The sequence below is a fragment of the Coprobacter fastidiosus genome, assembly GCF_030296935.1.
Taxonomy (GTDB): Bacteria; Bacteroidota; Bacteroidia; order Bacteroidales; family Coprobacteraceae; genus Coprobacter; species Coprobacter fastidiosus.
The window spans coordinates 2,699,030-2,716,308 of sequence record NZ_AP028032.1 but is presented as its reverse complement, the minus strand read 5'-3'; the positions used below and the strand labels follow the sequence as shown (position 1 = coordinate 2,716,308).

Annotated in this window: 15 protein-coding genes and 2 tRNA genes; 6 read left to right on the top strand and 11 right to left on the bottom strand. The window is 38.1% G+C overall.

Translation table 11 applies throughout. The features are described from left to right. Positions 1-4 precede the first annotated feature (4 nt). Genes QUE35_RS10765 through QUE35_RS10745 form a run of 5 tightly spaced genes read right to left on the bottom strand, consistent with a single transcriptional unit; the run spans position 5 to position 4,257 of the window. Positions 5-754 carry a DUF4145 domain-containing protein gene (locus QUE35_RS10765; protein ID WP_022600713.1) on the bottom strand — a complete coding sequence of 250 codons (750 nt, stop codon included), beginning with the start codon at positions 752-754 and terminating at the stop codon, positions 5-7. Then, a complete protein-coding gene (locus QUE35_RS10760) occupies positions 751-1,884 on the bottom strand; it encodes a zinc ribbon domain-containing protein (protein WP_286260825.1) in 1,134 nt (377 codons plus the stop codon). The genes QUE35_RS10765 and QUE35_RS10760 overlap by 4 nt, the downstream gene beginning before the upstream one ends. 2 nt (positions 1,885-1,886) lie before the next feature. Further along, positions 1,887-2,996 (bottom strand): HNH endonuclease family protein, encoded by a 1,110-nt coding sequence (locus QUE35_RS10755; protein ID WP_022600711.1) that lies wholly within the window; start codon positions 2,994-2,996, stop codon positions 1,887-1,889. Next, positions 2,993-4,039 carry an adenine-specific methyltransferase EcoRI family protein gene (locus QUE35_RS10750; RefSeq protein ID WP_022600710.1) on the bottom strand — a complete coding sequence of 349 codons (1,047 nt, stop codon included), beginning with the start codon at positions 4,037-4,039 and terminating at the stop codon, positions 2,993-2,995. The genes QUE35_RS10755 and QUE35_RS10750 overlap by 4 nt, the downstream gene beginning before the upstream one ends. A gap of 5 nt (positions 4,040-4,044) precedes the next feature. After that, on the bottom strand, positions 4,045-4,257 hold the full coding sequence (locus QUE35_RS10745; protein ID WP_022600709.1) for a helix-turn-helix transcriptional regulator: 213 nt from the start codon (positions 4,255-4,257) through the stop codon (positions 4,045-4,047). A 244-nt stretch (positions 4,258-4,501) separates the two neighbouring features. On the opposite strand from QUE35_RS10745, the gene istA reads away from it, so the two are divergent. Together istA and istB are read left to right on the top strand one after the other, a co-directional pair. Further along, positions 4,502-6,067 carry an IS21 family transposase gene (istA, locus tag QUE35_RS10740; RefSeq protein ID WP_031258373.1) on the top strand — a complete coding sequence of 522 codons (1,566 nt, stop codon included), beginning with the start codon at positions 4,502-4,504 and terminating at the stop codon, positions 6,065-6,067. Then, a complete protein-coding gene (gene istB / locus QUE35_RS10735; protein ID WP_031258371.1) occupies positions 6,057-6,830 on the top strand; it encodes an IS21-like element helper ATPase IstB in 774 nt (257 codons plus the stop codon). Before istA ends, istB begins: the two co-directional genes overlap by 11 nt. 260 nt (positions 6,831-7,090) lie before the next feature. Here the strand turns inward: istB and QUE35_RS10730 are convergent. Then, positions 7,091-7,163: transfer RNA gene (locus QUE35_RS10730), tRNA-Phe, on the bottom strand. A gap of 184 nt (positions 7,164-7,347) precedes the next feature. Between QUE35_RS10730 and QUE35_RS10725 the strand changes: the two genes are divergently transcribed. Beyond that, positions 7,348-7,420, top strand: a tRNA-Pro gene (locus QUE35_RS10725). 173 nt (positions 7,421-7,593) lie between these two features. Here the strand turns inward: QUE35_RS10725 and QUE35_RS10720 are convergent. The 4 genes from QUE35_RS10720 to QUE35_RS10705 all read right to left on the bottom strand — a co-directional run bounded on the left by QUE35_RS10720 (position 7,594) and on the right by QUE35_RS10705 (position 11,658). Then, on the bottom strand, positions 7,594-8,004 hold the full coding sequence (locus QUE35_RS10720; protein ID WP_022390576.1) for a hypothetical protein: 411 nt from the start codon (positions 8,002-8,004) through the stop codon (positions 7,594-7,596). 246 nt (positions 8,005-8,250) lie between these two features. After that, positions 8,251-9,228: a metallophosphoesterase gene (locus tag QUE35_RS10715; protein ID WP_022600706.1), complete on the bottom strand. Its 978-nt coding sequence runs from the start codon at positions 9,226-9,228 to the stop codon at positions 8,251-8,253. A gap of 253 nt (positions 9,229-9,481) precedes the next feature. Continuing rightward, the gene (locus tag QUE35_RS10710) at positions 9,482-10,393 is read right to left on the bottom strand and encodes a DMT family transporter (protein WP_022600705.1); all 912 of its coding nucleotides are present in this window, start codon (positions 10,391-10,393) and stop codon (positions 9,482-9,484) included. Positions 10,394-10,431: 38 nt separating this feature from the next. Then, the gene (locus QUE35_RS10705; protein ID WP_022600704.1) at positions 10,432-11,658 is read right to left on the bottom strand and encodes an MFS transporter; all 1,227 of its coding nucleotides are present in this window, start codon (positions 11,656-11,658) and stop codon (positions 10,432-10,434) included. 344 nt (positions 11,659-12,002) lie between these two features. On the opposite strand from QUE35_RS10705, the gene gad reads away from it, so the two are divergent. Together gad and glsA are read left to right on the top strand one after the other, a co-directional pair. Next, a complete protein-coding gene (gad, locus tag QUE35_RS10700) occupies positions 12,003-13,442 on the top strand; it encodes a glutamate decarboxylase (RefSeq protein ID WP_009319109.1) in 1,440 nt (479 codons plus the stop codon). 152 nt (positions 13,443-13,594) lie between these two features. Beyond that, positions 13,595-14,560 carry a glutaminase A gene (glsA, locus tag QUE35_RS10695; protein ID WP_022600702.1) on the top strand — a complete coding sequence of 322 codons (966 nt, stop codon included), beginning with the start codon at positions 13,595-13,597 and terminating at the stop codon, positions 14,558-14,560. A 45-nt stretch (positions 14,561-14,605) separates the two neighbouring features. On the opposite strand, the gene QUE35_RS10690 is transcribed toward glsA, so the two are convergent. Then, on the bottom strand, positions 14,606-15,373 hold the full coding sequence (locus QUE35_RS10690) for a potassium channel family protein (RefSeq protein ID WP_009319111.1): 768 nt from the start codon (positions 15,371-15,373) through the stop codon (positions 14,606-14,608). Between the two features lie 327 nt (positions 15,374-15,700). Between QUE35_RS10690 and gadC the strand changes: the two genes are divergently transcribed. Then, the gene (gadC, locus tag QUE35_RS10685; RefSeq protein WP_022600701.1) at positions 15,701-17,230 is read left to right on the top strand and encodes a glutamine/gamma-aminobutyrate antiporter GadC; all 1,530 of its coding nucleotides are present in this window, start codon (positions 15,701-15,703) and stop codon (positions 17,228-17,230) included. Positions 17,231-17,279 lie beyond the last annotated feature (49 nt).

Genomic DNA, 17,279 nt, shown 5'->3' with positions numbered 1-17,279 from the left:
ATACTTACTTTTTTTTGCTAGCATTCCACTGTTCATAGTTTATTAGATGGACAAGTTCTTCTAAAACTACTCTCAAACCAACCTTAATAGTATCGATATCAGTTTTAATTGCATTAAATCGTCTATTATGTGCACTTAAATCGCCTTTTGTTTTAATATCAGGGAGAGCTTTAGCTGAATTGCGACCGATTGTCCATAACTTTTTCTCAGATAATAACCTGTCTATTAAGTCAGAACAAAACAAATAGTTCCCTTTTGTATCTTGTATTTGCTCTTTTATCTCAAATCGTTCATACAATTCTATTATCAAAGTCTCTATCAATCGTCTAATCATAACCAAACAAGCGTCATATATTTGATAATCGTAACATAATATAGCTTGCTTAGCTGTTTTCTGCAAATATGTGCGTGTGTTATTAAATAACTCAAGGGGAAATAAATTCCCAGATGGTTCATTCACCTTTACTTCTCCTATGGTATTAGATATTTGATTTTCAACGGTTCTAGTTAGAATATATCCTCCGTTTTTATGAGATAACATATGTTTAGCTTTCTTTTCTTTCGAGAGATATGCCGAAATGTTGCTATAAGGTGTAATGTGAGTTTCTGCAAAACATTTTTCGATCTCTTTGGCTGTAAAAGATTCTTTATTTTGGTATTTCAAAATATAATATCCAAAATACGGAATTTGTTCAGAGGATTTCAAAGATAGAAAGTTGTCAATTCTAATAATAAATTCTTCTAATGTCATCATTTCTTCAAATCTTGTTCTACACAATTTTCACCACTTATTGTAACCGTTATATTATTCATATCTGAGGTATCTATCCACCCCTTCTTATTTTTTGTATCAACAAGACTTTGATATAGATTATTTGGTATTTTCACCCCTACATTTTTATAGCACGTATATATGTGATTTGCGTTAATATTAGTTTTGCCAATAACTTTTTGTAAGTAATATGCAAATAATAAATTGTATTGAAAACCATTTGAAGCTTTGAATTTCCCTATAAAAGATTTAAGAGACTCATTATCTGAAGGATTTAAATTCAAAGAGCCTTCTATTGAATAAGAGTTCTTTGGAATATTGTTTGCCTTATTGTTAAATCTATAATTTCCCTTTGAAGTATCTCCGAGTTTCCAATTATCAACTTTGTCTCCATCAAAAATATCTTTAAGATATTCTTTTGCACGTTCTTCTCCAGCTCTACATAGACAATAGCAATTATTGTTGATATTATATAAAGCTTTCATTTTGGACATCCAACCGCGATAATTTCCATCATTATTGAAACCTATTTTCTTCAAAAAAGCAATTACTTCTGTTTTGGGAACTTCAGTAGTTCCATTTGACTGCATATAAAATAAATACAGTATTGTTAATCGCCCCGCATAATCAACTTTGCTATTGGCTTTTAAGCTTGTTTCATGCAAATATATATCATTGTCTCCTCGTACTTTGAATATATCATTAATATTTGGATTTTTATCAGCTAATTCTTCCTGCTTTACAGGAAGTAAAGCTTTGGCAGGCGTTATATCTTCTACATCTTCAATTTGTGTATCATGAAAAATTTCTTTCGTATCACCAATAATATTCTTTTTCAGAGGAAGAAATTGTGCGAATGTTTTGGCTACAGCACCCGCAGTTTCATTTGAAAATGTCGCTTCAAATGATTTTAAAGTTTTTGTTTCTTTGTATTTTATATGATTCTGTTCAATATTATTGTTTGGTATGCTTATTTCATTTCCGCAAAAAACACATATAGAAGCTCCTTCAATAAGCCTTTCTCCACAGTTCATACAAATAATTTGTCTTCTACACTTAAAACAGAACTTGGCATTTTCAGGTAATTCCTGTCCACAAAATTGACAATTCATACTTATTTTCCTCCTTTAATTCTATTACAATTCTTACAAAGCATTTGGCAATTTCCCGCCACAGTCGTACCGCCTTCTTTCCAAGGCGTAATATGGTCAGCTTCCATTTCCTCCAATTCAAAGTGCTTGCCGCAATGAATACAGATACCGTGCTGCCGCTCATAGGCTTCGCGTTTCTGCTTCTTGTCGAAAGTGCGGAAACTGAGGTCGCGCAGGTCGCCGCTCAGCACGTAGCGATAGATGCCGGACTTCTTCATGATTTCATCATCCTCCATCAAATCGTGTATCTGCTTTTCGAGGACGACCGTATCATATACGTTTTCACTAAACTCATCATACATGGCTCCCCAATCCAAACCTTTCATCTCACGGCGGTATTTGGTAAAGGTTGAACGTATCCAAGTGATAATAGATACAAAGTAAGCCCAAAGTTTATTGGCATTAGGGTCAAACTGGTGCAAAGCCATATACTTGTCGATGCTTTCCACACCGTCATGGCGAGCCGCCCATTTCAAGATAGTAGCCAAATATGCCTGCTCTATGGCATTACCGCTCAAAAAATCGGCTCCCATCTTATAAGCAGGACATCCGTTCTTTGAAAAATGCCTGCGGGCATCTGTTACAAAAGGTCCGGCATAAACGGCATTCAGCAATTCTTGGTCAAGAAGTTTTTCTCCTGCAATGTTGATTACACGAAACCAATCAAGTTTCTCCTTATCTGTTCCTTCACAGAAATAAACCGTCAACTCATAGTTAAGGAATTTGTTTTTTTCTTCATCCGTAAGAGTGGAGAAATAGAGTGTACCTCGGTCAGGGTCAATGATATTAAAATCGTGGGTGTAAAATCCGCATATTGAAAGGGTGCGCTGTTGTCCGTCTATCATTTCGAAATTACCGTCAGCATTTGCACTCCAATACATGATATTGAGTGGAAAGCCTTTAAGAATGGTATCAACAACGGCTTGCTGTTGCTTTTCATCATAACGGAACTCGCGCTGATAAGGCGGACGAATGTCCAACTTTCCATGAAACCCTTTTACCCCTGTTTCGGGGTCGTTTATATAACCGTCAATTAGGTCCGCTATTTTTATGGACTGTAATTCTATTTTCATAATTGTTGTTTTTTTCTTATTAAAATACGAGCATAACAACCTATTAATTCCCCGTTTTTATCTCGATAACATAGCTTTCCTCTTCTAAAACTTTTATCTTCTTTAAATAATTGTTCGCATTCAGCATTTGTTAAGTTTGAACTTACTCCACATGCGACACCTAATTCTCCACCATTTCCAATGCCAATAATTTCAAACTGTTCTGGGTTATATTTATCCATGAATGTAATAGGAACTCCCATTATGCCGTCATAATCCATTGGTATAAATTCTGTTTTCGATATTTCTATAGCATCATAATTTATATAATGAGGATATTCTTCTGGAGAATATAATTTAAATAATATGATATCTTCGTGACGTTTCTTTATGTCTAAATTAGTAAACCACGTTACACCTGAAACTCTTATCATTCCTTGCTTGTGGTTGCTTGCTGTTGCTGTATCTTCATATTTTGAAATAAAATGTCCTGCGCCTCCTTTAAATCCGTATCCTAACCACATTTTATTATTCTGAATCAATGGAAATATTTCTTTATATGATAATGCATTTTGATGACCGATAATCAAAAATTCTTTTTTATACTCCATCAATTGTGCGACATATTCACGAAATAAAGAAAAGGGTGGGTTCGTTACCACAATATCTGCTTCTTTGAGAAGTTCAATACATTCCTTGCTTCGGAAGTCACCGTCGCCTTTTAAGGGGTGTACTCCTATTTCATCGGCTGTTGGGATATGGTCTCCGTTTTTGTCCCCCTCATATACCAAATATACGGCTTGTTCGCTTTTGTTCTGGCTGAACAAATCCATGTTCTGATTTTTATAGCAAGTAGTAATCAACTTTTTCAGTCCAAGAAACTCAAAGTTATAAGCAAAATAAGTAAAGAAGTTGCTTACACGTGGGTCATCGCAATTACACAGTACCGTTTTACCGCGAAAATGTTCACGATAGTGCCGCAGTTCATTGTTAATATCTTCAAGTTGAGTGTAAAACTCGTCCTTTTTTGCTTCTTTAGCTTTATCTATAGTCCTTTTTGCCATATTCTTTATTCGTCTTTTCCGTTGTCAATCAATCGTCTTGCATCAATGTCTAATATGGATGCTATCTTCATTAGCATTTCCAAAGAAGGCTGGCTTACATTGGAACACCACCGGGAAATGGTTGCCTCGTTCTTTCCTAACTGTCCAGCCAGCCATTTCCCTGTCTTGCCTTGTTCTACCAATACTATTTTTAATCTGTTTATCTTTGCTGTTTCCATATTTGGCTTATATTGCAAATGTACGATAATTGATTGATGATATTTGCAAAGTTAGTGATTAACTGGAAAATATAAAGCCCGTTGACCCACTATTATAAAAGTCTATTGACCCACCTTTATAATCTAAACTGCTCCATTGAGATTATAATAGAATTTGACCCTATAGAGACATCTTATTTTACTCTTGTTTTTGTACATTAAAAAGCATTTTAACCCGGTATAATTTACCAAATATTTTTTAAGTATGAAAATAAGAATCAAACACATCCTTCGTTGCTATCAGTCAGGAATGAGTATCCGAAGTATCAGTTCTTCTCTTCTGATTTCACGAAATACAGTCAAACGGTATATCCGTATATATGAAGATATGGGTATAGAACTGGAGCGCCTGTTAAAAATGGACGAACAGCATCTGCATGAACTTTTCGGTGTAGATATTGATAATGCATCAGCCAGATCTGCAGAGTATAAGTATCTTGAAGAACATATACCTGAGTACCTTAAACGACTTAAATCTCGTGGAACAACAAGAAGGTTCTTGTATGAGGAGTATCTGAAAAATCGTCCTCAAGGTTACAGCTATTGTTCATTTTGCCTATATCTCAGACGTGAAAGAGAAGTAAAAGTACCCGTTGGGCGCATAGATCATATAGCCGGTGATCAGATGTATGTGGATTTTGCCGGTGACAAACTTTATCTTTCAGACGAAAAGACAGGTGATAAGGTTCCCGTAGAAGTTTTTGCTGCCATACTTCCGTGCAGTCAGATTACTTATTATGAGGCTGTACCATCGCAGAAGAAAGAATATTTTATCCAGGCATGTGAAAATGCTTTCCATTATTTTGGAGGTGTACCTAATGCTATAGTTCCCGACAATCTCAAGTCTGCCGTAATAAAGCCCGGAGGGATTGAACCTGTAATCAATGATGACTTTGCTGCATTTGCAGACCATTACGGTTGTGTTGTCTTTCCGGCAAGGGTACGTAAACCAAAAGACAAGGCCTTGGTTGAGAATGCTGTAAGATTGCTCTATAGGGAGGTCTATTCAAAGATGATGGGATTGAAGTTCAATGACCTTGAAGCCTTGAACATAGAGATTGTAAAACATACAGATGCGTTGAACAACCGAAAGATGTACAACCGCAGTTACAGCCGCAGGGAGCGCTTCCTCGAAGTCGAGAAAGACAGGCTGCACACTTTGCCCGCTACAAGGTTTATATCAAAAAACCGGAAAACGGCGACTGGCATGAGAAACAGTTATGTCTCGCTTAACAATCACTATTACAGTGTCCCCAAAGAGTATATCGGCGATACTGTAGAATTGCTGTATGATGGGGACACAGTGGAAATATATCATAAATTCAGACATATAACGACACATCGCAGGGATGATACACCTTTTACTTATTCAGAAAAACAGTCCCATAAACTTCCGGGAGTACTACATGAATGTAGAAGTAGAATGGATGATATATACCGTAAGGCACGTGAAATCGATTCGGTAGTGGAAGAGTACATAAAACTAGTGGCCGTTGCCAAAAAATATCCGATTCAAGCCGTACGTTCATCCGATGACATATTAAGTCTTGTGGAACGTTTTGGGCGCGACAGATTGGTTCTTGCATACCAGATAGCAATGGAATCCAATATGTTTGGATACAACGAAATTGAAAGCATTCTGATAAACAGGGAAGATGAAAAGTATCATGTCCAAATGGAGAGACAGGTCCCTGAGCTTACTCCTAAACATAAAAATCTCAGAGGTAAGGATTATTTTAACTCTAAAAACAGTGATGAAAATGACAAGTAATAATAAGACAAATAGAACTGTCGAAAAAAATATGGACAGAATAATGGAACTACTCTCCAAGCTACGTTTTTACGGTATGCTTGAAACATACAGAAACGACTGCAGGACTACATCTTCAGATGGTATGACAAATGATGAGTTTCTTAAATGGCTTCTAGAAAGCGAGAATGATTACAGGCGCAATGTAAGCATTGAACGACTGATAAAGTCTGCAAACTTCAGATATAAGGCATATATGGAGAAAATAGACTATACAATAAAACGTAACCTTGACCGGAATCAGCTCGAAAGACTTGCCTCTCTTGATTTTATAAGAGACGGACAGAATATTTTTATAACAGGCAGCTCTGGAACTGGTAAAAGCTACCTGGCTTCAGCCATAGGATATGAAGCGTGTAAAAATGGAGTCAAGACGTTGTATTCCAATGCATCAAAGCTTATGGGACATCTTAAAATGGCCAAAAATAAGGGTACAATAGAATCTGAGATGAAAAAAATTGAAAAGTGCCCACTGTTGATTCTTGACGATCTGTTTCTTATTGGGTTGGACGCAAAGGAAAGGTCGATCCTTATGGAAATAATAGAAGACAGGCACGGACTAAAATCAATCATAATAACATCACAACTTCCTGTCGAAAGTTGGTATGATGCAATTGGTGATCCTACCGTAGCTGACGCAATACTGGACAGAATTGTACACTCTGCACACAAGATTGAACTTACTGGAGATTCTGTAAGAAAAATAAATGCCAAAAAGAAGTAACATCTGTGGTAGATAATTATAACTAAAACTGACCCGGGTTAAAATGCATTTTTCTTTTCATAAATCCAATGTTTTTTGATGGATCAATTGGGAATATAATAGTGGGGCAACGGGCTTTATATTTTCCAACCTATTTTGCTCCACCTTTTGGAACACTAGCAATCGTAATATTCTGCCGATTTTTGCGTTCCCCCGGAAAACAAAAACTCCCGATTTCGCTTTGGAATCAGGAGTTTACTGCTATTTGCTTTTCTTCAAAGTGGTGCCACCAGGAATCGAACCGGGGACACAAGGATTTTCAGTCCTTTGCTCTACCAACTGAGCTATGGCACCATCGTTTTTGCGTGTGCAAATGTATGACAAGTTTTTGAAACTACCTAATTATACAGAAACTTTTTTGTTGAAAAAGTCCATTTTTATGCCAACTGATGAAAAATTGAGAAAAGAATAAAATTTTTACCTTATGTTTTTTGTCTTTTAAAAGGAATACATTACATTTGCACTCGCAATTGTCAATCGGGGTGTAGCACAGTTGGCAGCGCGCCACGTTCGGGACGTGGAGGTCGGAAGTTCGAGTCTTCTCACCCCGACACACATGGGCATAACTTATTAATACTCAATAAGTTATGCCCATGTCGCTATTTTATGCCGGGAGAAATACGGGAGAGAGTATTCTATATTTAAGTATCTTCTACAAGGGAAATAGAAAATACCCAAGTAACAAAATTTCCGTTATTGCTCATTTCTCAGAGTATTTACCCTTTCAATCTTCCAGATCTCTCTTGACAGTCAATCCATTCTTTACATCAGAAAGAGTTCCTTTTTTACTTAAAAGATAATGATAAACAAGTTGATTCTGCGTAGAAACGACATACGCTTGTTCAAACTTCCATCCCAATTTAGCCATATAATTCAAAGCGTCGATCATAGAATTGAACTTTATCCTCTTCCCATTTTCATCTACAAGAAATTTATCTCTATACTGAGTCCAATAATTTATTTCTTGTCCGAAATCAACGGCAACTCTTACCTTTGTTTGCAACAAGTTACTTTCACCAACAATTTCACAATAGAGAAACTGGTTACTTTTTATAGTATCGTTCTTCTCCATTTGACCATAAGAAGCAAAAATACAGTTCACAATAATGAGTGATGACAATAATAGTTTTTTCATAAAACGAATGCTTTAATTTAATAAATATGTTTGTTATTTATAATCACTGCAAATCTACAAGGAGAATTAACGTAACAAAATAAGAAGCTGTTTAAAAACCTGTCTAATTTTTACACAGATTTTTTGAGACTCTCTTTAAGGGAGTTTTCAATTCCGATAAAGAGCATGGCGACTTACGTGACGTAAAGGAACAAGAAAATAAGCCGTAAAGAGATTCATAAAATCCGGATATATGTTCTTTTAAAATCAATTCTGTTTATAATCGTACACATCGACAATCTTTCTATTCGATAACCGGATATAAGAAGAAAACCCCCGCACACCTTCTCGAATCTCAATAACTCTTGCACCATTAGAAGTTTTCGTATAAGTCGTCTTTCCACCGGAAAAACGTCCATAAGCCAAAGCTATACCGTTATATAATGCTATATAATCATTTCCATGATCATGTCCGGTAAACATCCCCATCACATCTCCATTCAACAGCATTGCCGCATACATTCCCGTATTTAGTTCTGGTGCACATTCCTTTTCTCTACGTTTTCCGGATTGCCTGTTTTCTCGAATATTATAAGCAACACGATACTCCGGAAGAGGGATATGAAAAAATGCCAATGCAGGAATAGGTTTTCCCCCATTCAGTCCGGTATAATAACGACTCCATAAATTATAACATTCTATTTGATCGGGAGTGAACCAAGCATACCCCTTTATAGCTTGGATAGAGGAATAACTATTAGAATCCAGCCCGTAAAGCAATAAAGCCGGTTTATCCGATAAATGACCCAATACGGGAAACACTCCATTCAAATATCCGGTCACACTATCTACACGCACCGTATTCAAATTTAAAGGATATGAAGTAACCAGCTCAGCTACCTGTCTACGGGACAGATCCTGCTCATCATCATGATTTCCCAATGTCACAATAAAAGGGATATTCCGCCGTAATATCGGATCGAGCACACTGTCCCAACCTATCCGAGCAGGACGTCCAGTTACTATATCCCCGGTCAACACGACCAAATCAGGGTTTTCTAAATCCAAAACCTTTTCGATCAGATGAATGGCAGCTTTCGATTTCGGATTATTCGGGACATAATGGACATCTGTAAACTGTACAATTTTAAAATGCCCTGCCGAGTCGAATTTCAAATTTTGTCCCCAAACCGGTACAATAGCACCTAACCCAATAACAACAATAAGCCATATATATCTACCCATATTTCAACAAATCATTATCTTATTTATCATCGATAAAGATAATGTTTTTCTCTGTCTAATACTTATAAGCAGCCTAAATTTTCCAATAAAAATACTATCCAGATATTTTTATGTTTTCTTCCGATCTATAGTTATCAGTGTTCCACTCCCCAGAAGAGAACAAATTATTCTTGTGGATTTTTCTAAAACTTTGCACAGATATTTTTATAAGATCTGTTCTCAAGGATGCTTCAGCTCCGATAAGAATTCTTTTTTATTTCTCAGTAACAGGAGTCTTTCGTTCGGCAATCTCCACCAAATATACTCCAATGCAAATCAAAAGCATAGCAGAAAGTTGAGTCCAACTAAACCGATCTTGCCCGATAGATAAAGAAACAATAGTCGCTACTATCAAAATTAAATAACCGTATATGGCAACAATGGTCGTATTCAGATATTTCAATCCTAGCGGTATCAGCAAATAGCTGATTACCGTCGGAAAAATAAGAACAAATAATAAAACACAAAGCGGTAACCAATGTATCGGAAGCGTTAAAACCGGCGCATCAAATTTTATAAAACAGGCCATGATAAGGCTTGAAAAAGCAGCTCCTGTAAATACATATTTCAATAAAGTAAACATCCCTACCGATTTCAATATTCGATTACTGATGACCAGATACACGGCATACATTACAGAACTACCCAGACACAAAAGATTTCCGGTCAAAGCATCCGATGCCAAATCATCGCTCTGTTGCGTAGAGATACAGAGTAATGCACCTCCCAAACCGATAAGGATTCCCACTACTTTCATCCACGTTACTTTCTCCTGATAAAATAAAACAGCAATTAAGAATACCCATACCGGCTGCAAAGTCGAAAAAATAGAACTCGATACCGGTGTCGTCTTACTCAACCCGACCAAATACAAACACATATATCCATACACCCCCAAGGCTCCCAATAAAAAAATCTGAACTTTTTGTTTTCCCGTAGAATGTTCCGACGGTACAAAAAAACTTATAATCCAGAACGCAACGGCAGCAAATACACAACGCAACGCAACACCTGTAAACGGGCTTATCCAAAAAGGGAGTAAATATTTCAACGCATTCATATTCAATCCGCTAAACCCTTTAGATATAACCATACAGATATTTGCTTCAACAATTTTATTTTTCACGACTCATTCCAAATTTATAGTGCAAATAACCGATATTCCTATTCTTCCGTATTTTCGCTAAACACAAACGAATTCCGCTTCCAATATGCCCATCCGGCAGCCAAGACAGTTACAACCAGATTAAAAATAAATGCAAATTGCTGAGTATGTACTCGAAAAATAAAACCGGCCCAATCAATAATAAAAGGACATAGCAAAATCGCCAGATAATTCATCGCCATTACAAACGCCAATGCCAAAGTCACCTTTCGAGAAGATGCGGTTCTTGTCGTCTTATCATATACAACAGGCTGTATCACTCCATAACCAAAACCGGCAAAAAGACACCCCGATCCGATCCACCATTCCAACCGGGAAAGTATAATAAGTCCCAAACCTACAGCGATACATAACAAACTATAAAATTCCGTTCTTTGCTTCCACCATCCGATAATTTGGTTCAAGAATAAACCTGGTGTCATAATTGCCAAAAAGAAAAGTGAAATCATTATGCCCGAATTACCGCTCGAAAAATGATACTCTTCCATCAAAAACGGTAAATTAAAGCTAACAATAATGACCAAATAAGTACAAAGTCCATAAAAAGCCATTAACTGTACGAGTCTTTTTCTATTTATAAAATCTCCCGTATCTGACTGTTTCCCTGCAACGATGGCAGATGTTCGATTACTTTCGGATATTTTTTTTGTCGTCCCCGAAGCTTCTCTTAAATAAGATGAGAGAAATATCGAAATAATCGGTAATAAATACACGATAAAGGGCAAATGCCAGTCAACCTCTGCCAAATAACCGGTTATAACAGTTGCGATTACTAAAGTGATATTCGTAATAGCCGAACTCAATCCGAACTGCTTTACCCGGTAAGAACCTTTAAAAAAACGAGTAATGAATCCGGTAGATAACGGCACGATCAATCCCGATCCAGCTCCCAGCAAGGCACTTACGGCAATCAGCTGCCACATTCGATCCGAAAGCAAATATAACACCCCGCTGGCTGCAAATATTCCTAATCCTATTTGCAACAGCCGTATGTTATTCACCCGTTCGGTCAATGTTCCCGAAAGAAGTATGAACGGAATTATCAATAAAGAGGGTAACGAAGTCAGCATTTGAATATCCAGCTCCGTAGCATGAGGAAAAATCTGTGACAGTTGACCCAAGATAGGAGAAACTGCCAATCCGGGTAATGCATTCAAGGCCGAAATAGACCAGATGCCGATCAGGGTAACGAGAGGTATAGTTCCCTCTCCGGTTTTTATTTCCATATTCAGTTTTTATTCAACAATAAAAAACAAACAAAAACTTCGAATGTTTAGAGAGTCTGGCTGAATTTTGCACAGACAAAGTTTGAAAAAAATACCCCCCCTGCCTCTCCCAGGAGGAAACTCCAACATCGTTATGGACCGGAAGAAAACACAAAAATGGCCGGATAACATTTTCTCGTTTAAAGATTCAGAAAGGTTCTCAGAAATCTGTTTTTTAATAAACCCCAAATAGTGTAGCAATATTCAAAACCGGGAAACATTACGCAATCACAAGTGTTTTGACTATGATATGAATAAGTATCATATCGGCAATTTATGTTGAACCCTATAAAAACAATTCAATGATGAAAGATCAAAATTTCAGAAACGGAGATGCCAAAACCGCTATTTTCGGATCAAACGAGATGTTGCAACCCTCCCCTGTCGATAAAATTCCCGATGGTCCTACCACACCGCAGATCGCATACCAGATGGTAAAAGATGAAACATTTGCGCAGACGCAACCCCGGTTAAATCTGGCAACATTCGTAACGACTTACATGGATGATTATGCCACCAAATTGATGAACGAAGCTATCGACATCAATTATATCGATGAGACGGAGTATCCCCGCATAGCCGTAATGAATGCGAAATGCATCAATATTATAGCCAATTTATGGAACACTCCCGAACAGGCAAAATGGAAGAGCGGAGCTTTAGCTATCGGTTCTTCCGAAGCGTGTATGTTAGGCGGAGTGGCAGCCTGGCTACGATGGCGTAAAAAAAGGCAGGCACAAGGTAAACCGACAGACAAACCGAATTTCGTAATTTCTTCCGGATTTCAAGTCGTGTGGGAAAAATTCGCCCAATTATGGCAAATCGAGATGAGACAAGTTCCTCTGACTCTCGAAAAGACGACGTTAGACCCCGAAGCTGCACTGAAAATGTGTGACGAAAACACAATTTGCATCGTCCCTATCGAGGGGGTTACTTGGACAGGATTGAACGATGACGTCGAAGCTCTCGACAAGGCTCTCGACGCATATAATGCCAAAACAGGATTCGACATCCCTATTCATGTAGACGCAGCCAGCGGAGGTTTTATTCTACCATTCCTACAGCCTGAATTAAAATGGGATTTCCGGTTAAAATGGGTATTGTCAATCAGTACATCGGGACATAAATTCGGATTGGTATATCCGGGACTCGGCTGGGTTGTCTGGAAAGACGCCAAATATTTGCCGGAAGAAATGTCTTTCAGCGTCAACTATTTGGGAGCGAATATTACTCAAGTAGGTCTGAACTTCTCCCGTCCGGCAGCACAAATATTAGGTCAATATTATCAATTTATCCGACTCGGATTCGAAGGATATAAGGCTATTCAACAAAACGGCATGGAAATTGCCAAATACTTGCACCAGCAAATCGGACAGATGAAACCGTTTGTTAATTATAGCCCTGAAGTAGTCAATCCGCTGTTCATCTGGTACATGAAACCGGAATATGCAAAAACAGCAAAATGGACTCTCTATGATTTACAAGATAAACTGAAACAAGGCGGATGGATGGTTCCGGCATATACTCTTCCCGAAAACATTCAAAATTACATCGTAATGCGTATTGTCGTACGTCAAGGATTTAGCCGAGATATGGCAGATATGTTGCTAAATGACATTAACAGTGCAATTGCCGAGCTCGAAAAACTCGAATACCCGACTCCGACCCGCATTGCGCAAGAAAAAAATATCGAGATCAAAGGGTCTGTATTTACCCATACAGGCTCAGGCCGGAAAAAGAAATAATAAATATAAGAACTCTCGGGAGCTGTTCTAAGAGCCTGCCTAAATTTTCCGGCAAAAAATATTATCGGTAAAATTTAGATAGGCTCTCAAACGGGACAATAACATTCCCGGATAAAAAAACAGCTCCCGTTTTTTTTAATTACAGAAAAGGTATGCAAAAGAAAATTTCCATTTCCCAAATCAAAGATGCGGCTCAAGAGGCTTTTGACCTGTATAAAACAAATACCGACGGGAAAAACGCCGATTATATCCCTTACTTGGCCAATATAAATAAAAATCTGTTCGGGATCAGTATATGCCTGCTCAATGGACAGACCATTCAATTAGGAGACACGGAATATAAGTTCGGAATAGAATCGGTCTCTAAAGTTCACACAGCCATTTTAGTTCTCCGGCAATACGGAGCTCAACAACTCCTCGAAAAAATCGGAGCAGACGCCACCGGATTACCATTTAATTCGATATTCGCCATTTTATTGGAAAATGATCATCCCTCCACACCTTTGGTCAACGCAGGAGCAATCGCTGCATGCAGTATGGTAAAACCGATAGCTGATCCCGAAAACAAATGGAAAGCAATCGTCGATAACATTACCGATTTATGTGGAAGCGCCCCTCAATTGATCGATGAGTTATACAAATCGGAATCGGAGACAAATTTCAACAACCGGTCTATAACATGGCTACTTAAAAATTATAACCGCATCTATGACGATCCGACAATGTCTCTCGACCTTTATACCCGGCAATGTTCATTAGGAATCACGGCAACCCAATTATCGATATGCGGGGCTACGATTGCCAATAACGGAACAAATCCGGTTACCCGGAAACAGATATTCGATACGGCACTCTCTCCCAAAATAACTTCACTTATCGCTACCGTAGGGTTCTATGAACATACAGGCGACTGGCTTTATACTTCCGGCATTCCTGCAAAAACAGGAGTCGGGGGCGGTGTAATGGGTACACTTCCCGGATTATTCGGGATTGCAGCTTTCGCACCACCCATCGACAATGCCGGAAATTCGGTAAAAGCCCAATTAGCAATTAAACATATTATGAATAAATTAGGGCTATCGGCATTCAGTGGAGACCAAGTTACAATAGTCGAATAGGCGTAAAAAACATTCCGAAACAAACCTGTAAACAGAAATTCCTGTTTACGGGTTTGTTTCTGTTTGGGTCTGAGTAGACCTTCCTGCAGATACAGAATTGTCACTTGTTTGTTGAAGATATTCTTTTTTATCCAAATTCGCCTTCTGTACCAAACTCGTCACATATACCGTAAATATAGGGAACATCATCATTCCCAACGCGGCCAACAGCACCGAAAGCACTTTTCCTGTAACCGTTACGGCATAAATATTCGAACCCACCGTCGTCACATCCATAAAAGCCCACCACAAGGCTTCACCATAATCGGGAACAAGAGGATTCACCTTATGTTCCAATACGAAAAATATAAGACTCGAAAAATATACGGTAGCCAACAACATCGTCAGATATGAAGTAAACAGGCTCGAAGCTTTATTATAGGATAACCAGCCCACGACTATCGCCAAGGCATAGCCTCCCCGTATCAAAGGTATAAAACGTAAAAAATAACGGATTTCCGGAGAAAATGCTACATGATAATAATCAAATATATTAATATACGGGATCGAAATAATCAAAAATACAAAATGAGTACGTAAATAATGAAGCTTCCGATGTGAAAGGAAAAATTCCAAGATAAAATCGAATATAAAAAAAGTACATATCCATAACTGAATTTTCAAATAACTGCCCTGTGTCAAAAAAGGCAGATTCTTGAACGTATCGATAGAGATACTTATGATCAAAAATAGAGACAGTAACAAGATAATGACATGCAAAATGCCGTATATTCCCTTCTTCTCATAAACAAAATCAGATAACGCAGACTTCATATTTATTTTTTAATATAATAATATTCAATATTGTTTTCCCTAAAAACAACCCTTCCTGCAAGTTTGTTTAACCAAAGTGGTTTTATCCGACTAGTAGCCTATCTAAATTTTACTCAGACCAAATTTGAGAGTTTCTTTCGAAGAAGTTTTGTCGTTTTTACGAGGAGGATAGCACAGGCTATCTGACAAGTGAAACACGGAAAAAAAATGCAAAAAAGAACTGATAATATTTCTTTATTGGAAATTTTAGATAGGCTCTAAACCAACAGTACAAGAATTTGTTATACCAAAAGCAGATATACAAATAATTTCTTTAATACATAAATTATGGCAAATATTGGAAAAACAGTAAAACTCGGAGTCTTCACTTTAGCGATCATGAACGTCACGGCTGTAGTATCACTACGGGGACTTCCGGCAGAAGCAGAATATGGATTAAGCTCGGCATTCTATTATCTGTTTGCAGCAATCGTATTTTTAATCCCGACGGCATTGGTCGCGGCAGAACTGGCAGCCATGTTTCAAGATAAACAAGGCGGAGTATTTCGATGGGTAGGGGAAGCGTTCGGTAAAAAATTCGGATTTCTCGCCATCTGGTTACAATGGATAGAAAGTACGATCTGGTATCCGACCGTGCTTACCTTCGGAGCTGTCTCTATTGCATTTATAGGAATGGATCACTCTCAGGACATGTTGTTGGCATCTAATAAAATTTACACGTTGGTCGTCGTACTGATCATATACTGGTTGGCTACCTTTATCTCCCTGAAAGGATTGAACTGGGTCGGTAAAGTCGCTAAAATCGGCGGTATGGTAGGGACTATTATCCCAGCAGCCTTGTTGGTTATACTTGCCATTGTCTATCTGGCAATGGGCGGACAATCTCAAATGGACTTCTCCGGAGACTTTCTTCCGGACTTTTCAAAATTCGACAATCTGGTATTAGCAGCCAGCATATTTTTGTTTTATGCCGGTATGGAAATGGGCGGGATACATGTTAAAGATATAAACAATCCTGCAAAAAATTATCCTAAAGCCGTATTTATAGGTTCAGCCATTACGGTTATCATTTTTATATTAGGAACATTTTCTCTCGGAATCATCATTCCTCAAAAAGATATCAACCTAACCCAAAGCTTACTGGAAGGATTCGACAACTATTTCAGCTTTATCCGCATGTCATGGTTATCGCCGGTCATCGCCGTAGCGCTGGCTTTCGGAGTATTAGCCGGAGTACTAACTTGGGTTGCAGGTCCGTCAAAAGGTATATTTGCCGTAGGAAAAGCCGGGTATCTGCCTCCATTCTTCCAAAAAACGAATAAAATAGGCGTGCAAAAAAACATTCTGTACATCCAAGGGCTTGCCGTCACTCTTTTAAGCTTGCTTTTTGTCGTAATGCCCTCTGTTCAAAGTTTTTACCAAATTCTCTCTCAGCTCACCGTTCTGCTCTACCTCATCATGTACTTGATGATGTTTGCTGCAGCCATCTATTTGCGGTATAACATGAAAAAAGCAGACCGGCCTTTCCGCATCGGAAGTAAAGGCAACGGATTGATCTGGTTTGTTGCCGGACTCGGATTCTGCGGATCATTACTCGCTTTCATATTAAGTTTCATCCCTCCCAGTCAAATATCGACAGGAAATAATACCGTATGGTTCTCTGTTCTTATCATAGGCTGTATCGTCGTTGTAGCAGCTCCGTTTATCATCTATGCCGCTCGTAAACCATCATGGAAAAGTGAAGACACCGAGTTCGCACCATTTCATTGGGAAGAAAATACGACAGCACCCGAAACCGGAACAACAATAGCTACACAAACAGAGCAAAAACCTGTCAACAAAAATACGACCGAATAATATTCAATTAATCACAACAAAGGGACTGTTTTTTCTGAACAGTCCCTTT

What these genes read in the sequence shown, in the direction of transcription:
- glsA (WP_022600702.1), top strand. Translation starts at nt 13,595, where the DNA reads ATGCAAAAGAAAATTTCCATTTCCCAAATCAAAGATGCGGCTCAAGAG.
- QUE35_RS10765 (WP_022600713.1), bottom strand. Translation starts at nt 754, where the DNA reads ATGATGACATTAGAAGAATTTATTATTAGAATTGACAACTTTCTATCT.
- QUE35_RS10720 (WP_022390576.1), bottom strand. Translation starts at nt 8,004, where the DNA reads ATGAAAAAACTATTATTGTCATCACTCATTATTGTGAACTGTATTTTT.
- istB (WP_031258371.1), top strand. Translation starts at nt 6,057, where the DNA reads ATGACAAGTAATAATAAGACAAATAGAACTGTCGAAAAAAATATGGAC.
- QUE35_RS10760 (WP_286260825.1), bottom strand. Translation starts at nt 1,884, where the DNA reads ATGAATTGTCAATTTTGTGGACAGGAATTACCTGAAAATGCCAAGTTC.
- istA (WP_031258373.1), top strand. Translation starts at nt 4,502, where the DNA reads ATGAAAATAAGAATCAAACACATCCTTCGTTGCTATCAGTCAGGAATG.
- QUE35_RS10690 (WP_009319111.1), bottom strand. Translation starts at nt 15,373, where the DNA reads ATGAAGTCTGCGTTATCTGATTTTGTTTATGAGAAGAAGGGAATATAC.
- QUE35_RS10750 (WP_022600710.1), bottom strand. Translation starts at nt 4,039, where the DNA reads ATGGCAAAAAGGACTATAGATAAAGCTAAAGAAGCAAAAAAGGACGAG.
- QUE35_RS10755 (WP_022600711.1), bottom strand. Translation starts at nt 2,996, where the DNA reads ATGAAAATAGAATTACAGTCCATAAAAATAGCGGACCTAATTGACGGT.
- QUE35_RS10715 (WP_022600706.1), bottom strand. Translation starts at nt 9,228, where the DNA reads ATGGGTAGATATATATGGCTTATTGTTGTTATTGGGTTAGGTGCTATT.
- gad (WP_009319109.1), top strand. Translation starts at nt 12,003, where the DNA reads ATGAAAGATCAAAATTTCAGAAACGGAGATGCCAAAACCGCTATTTTC.
- QUE35_RS10705 (WP_022600704.1), bottom strand. Translation starts at nt 11,658, where the DNA reads ATGGAAATAAAAACCGGAGAGGGAACTATACCTCTCGTTACCCTGATC.
- gadC (WP_022600701.1), top strand. Translation starts at nt 15,701, where the DNA reads ATGGCAAATATTGGAAAAACAGTAAAACTCGGAGTCTTCACTTTAGCG.
- QUE35_RS10745 (WP_022600709.1), bottom strand. Translation starts at nt 4,257, where the DNA reads ATGGAAACAGCAAAGATAAACAGATTAAAAATAGTATTGGTAGAACAA.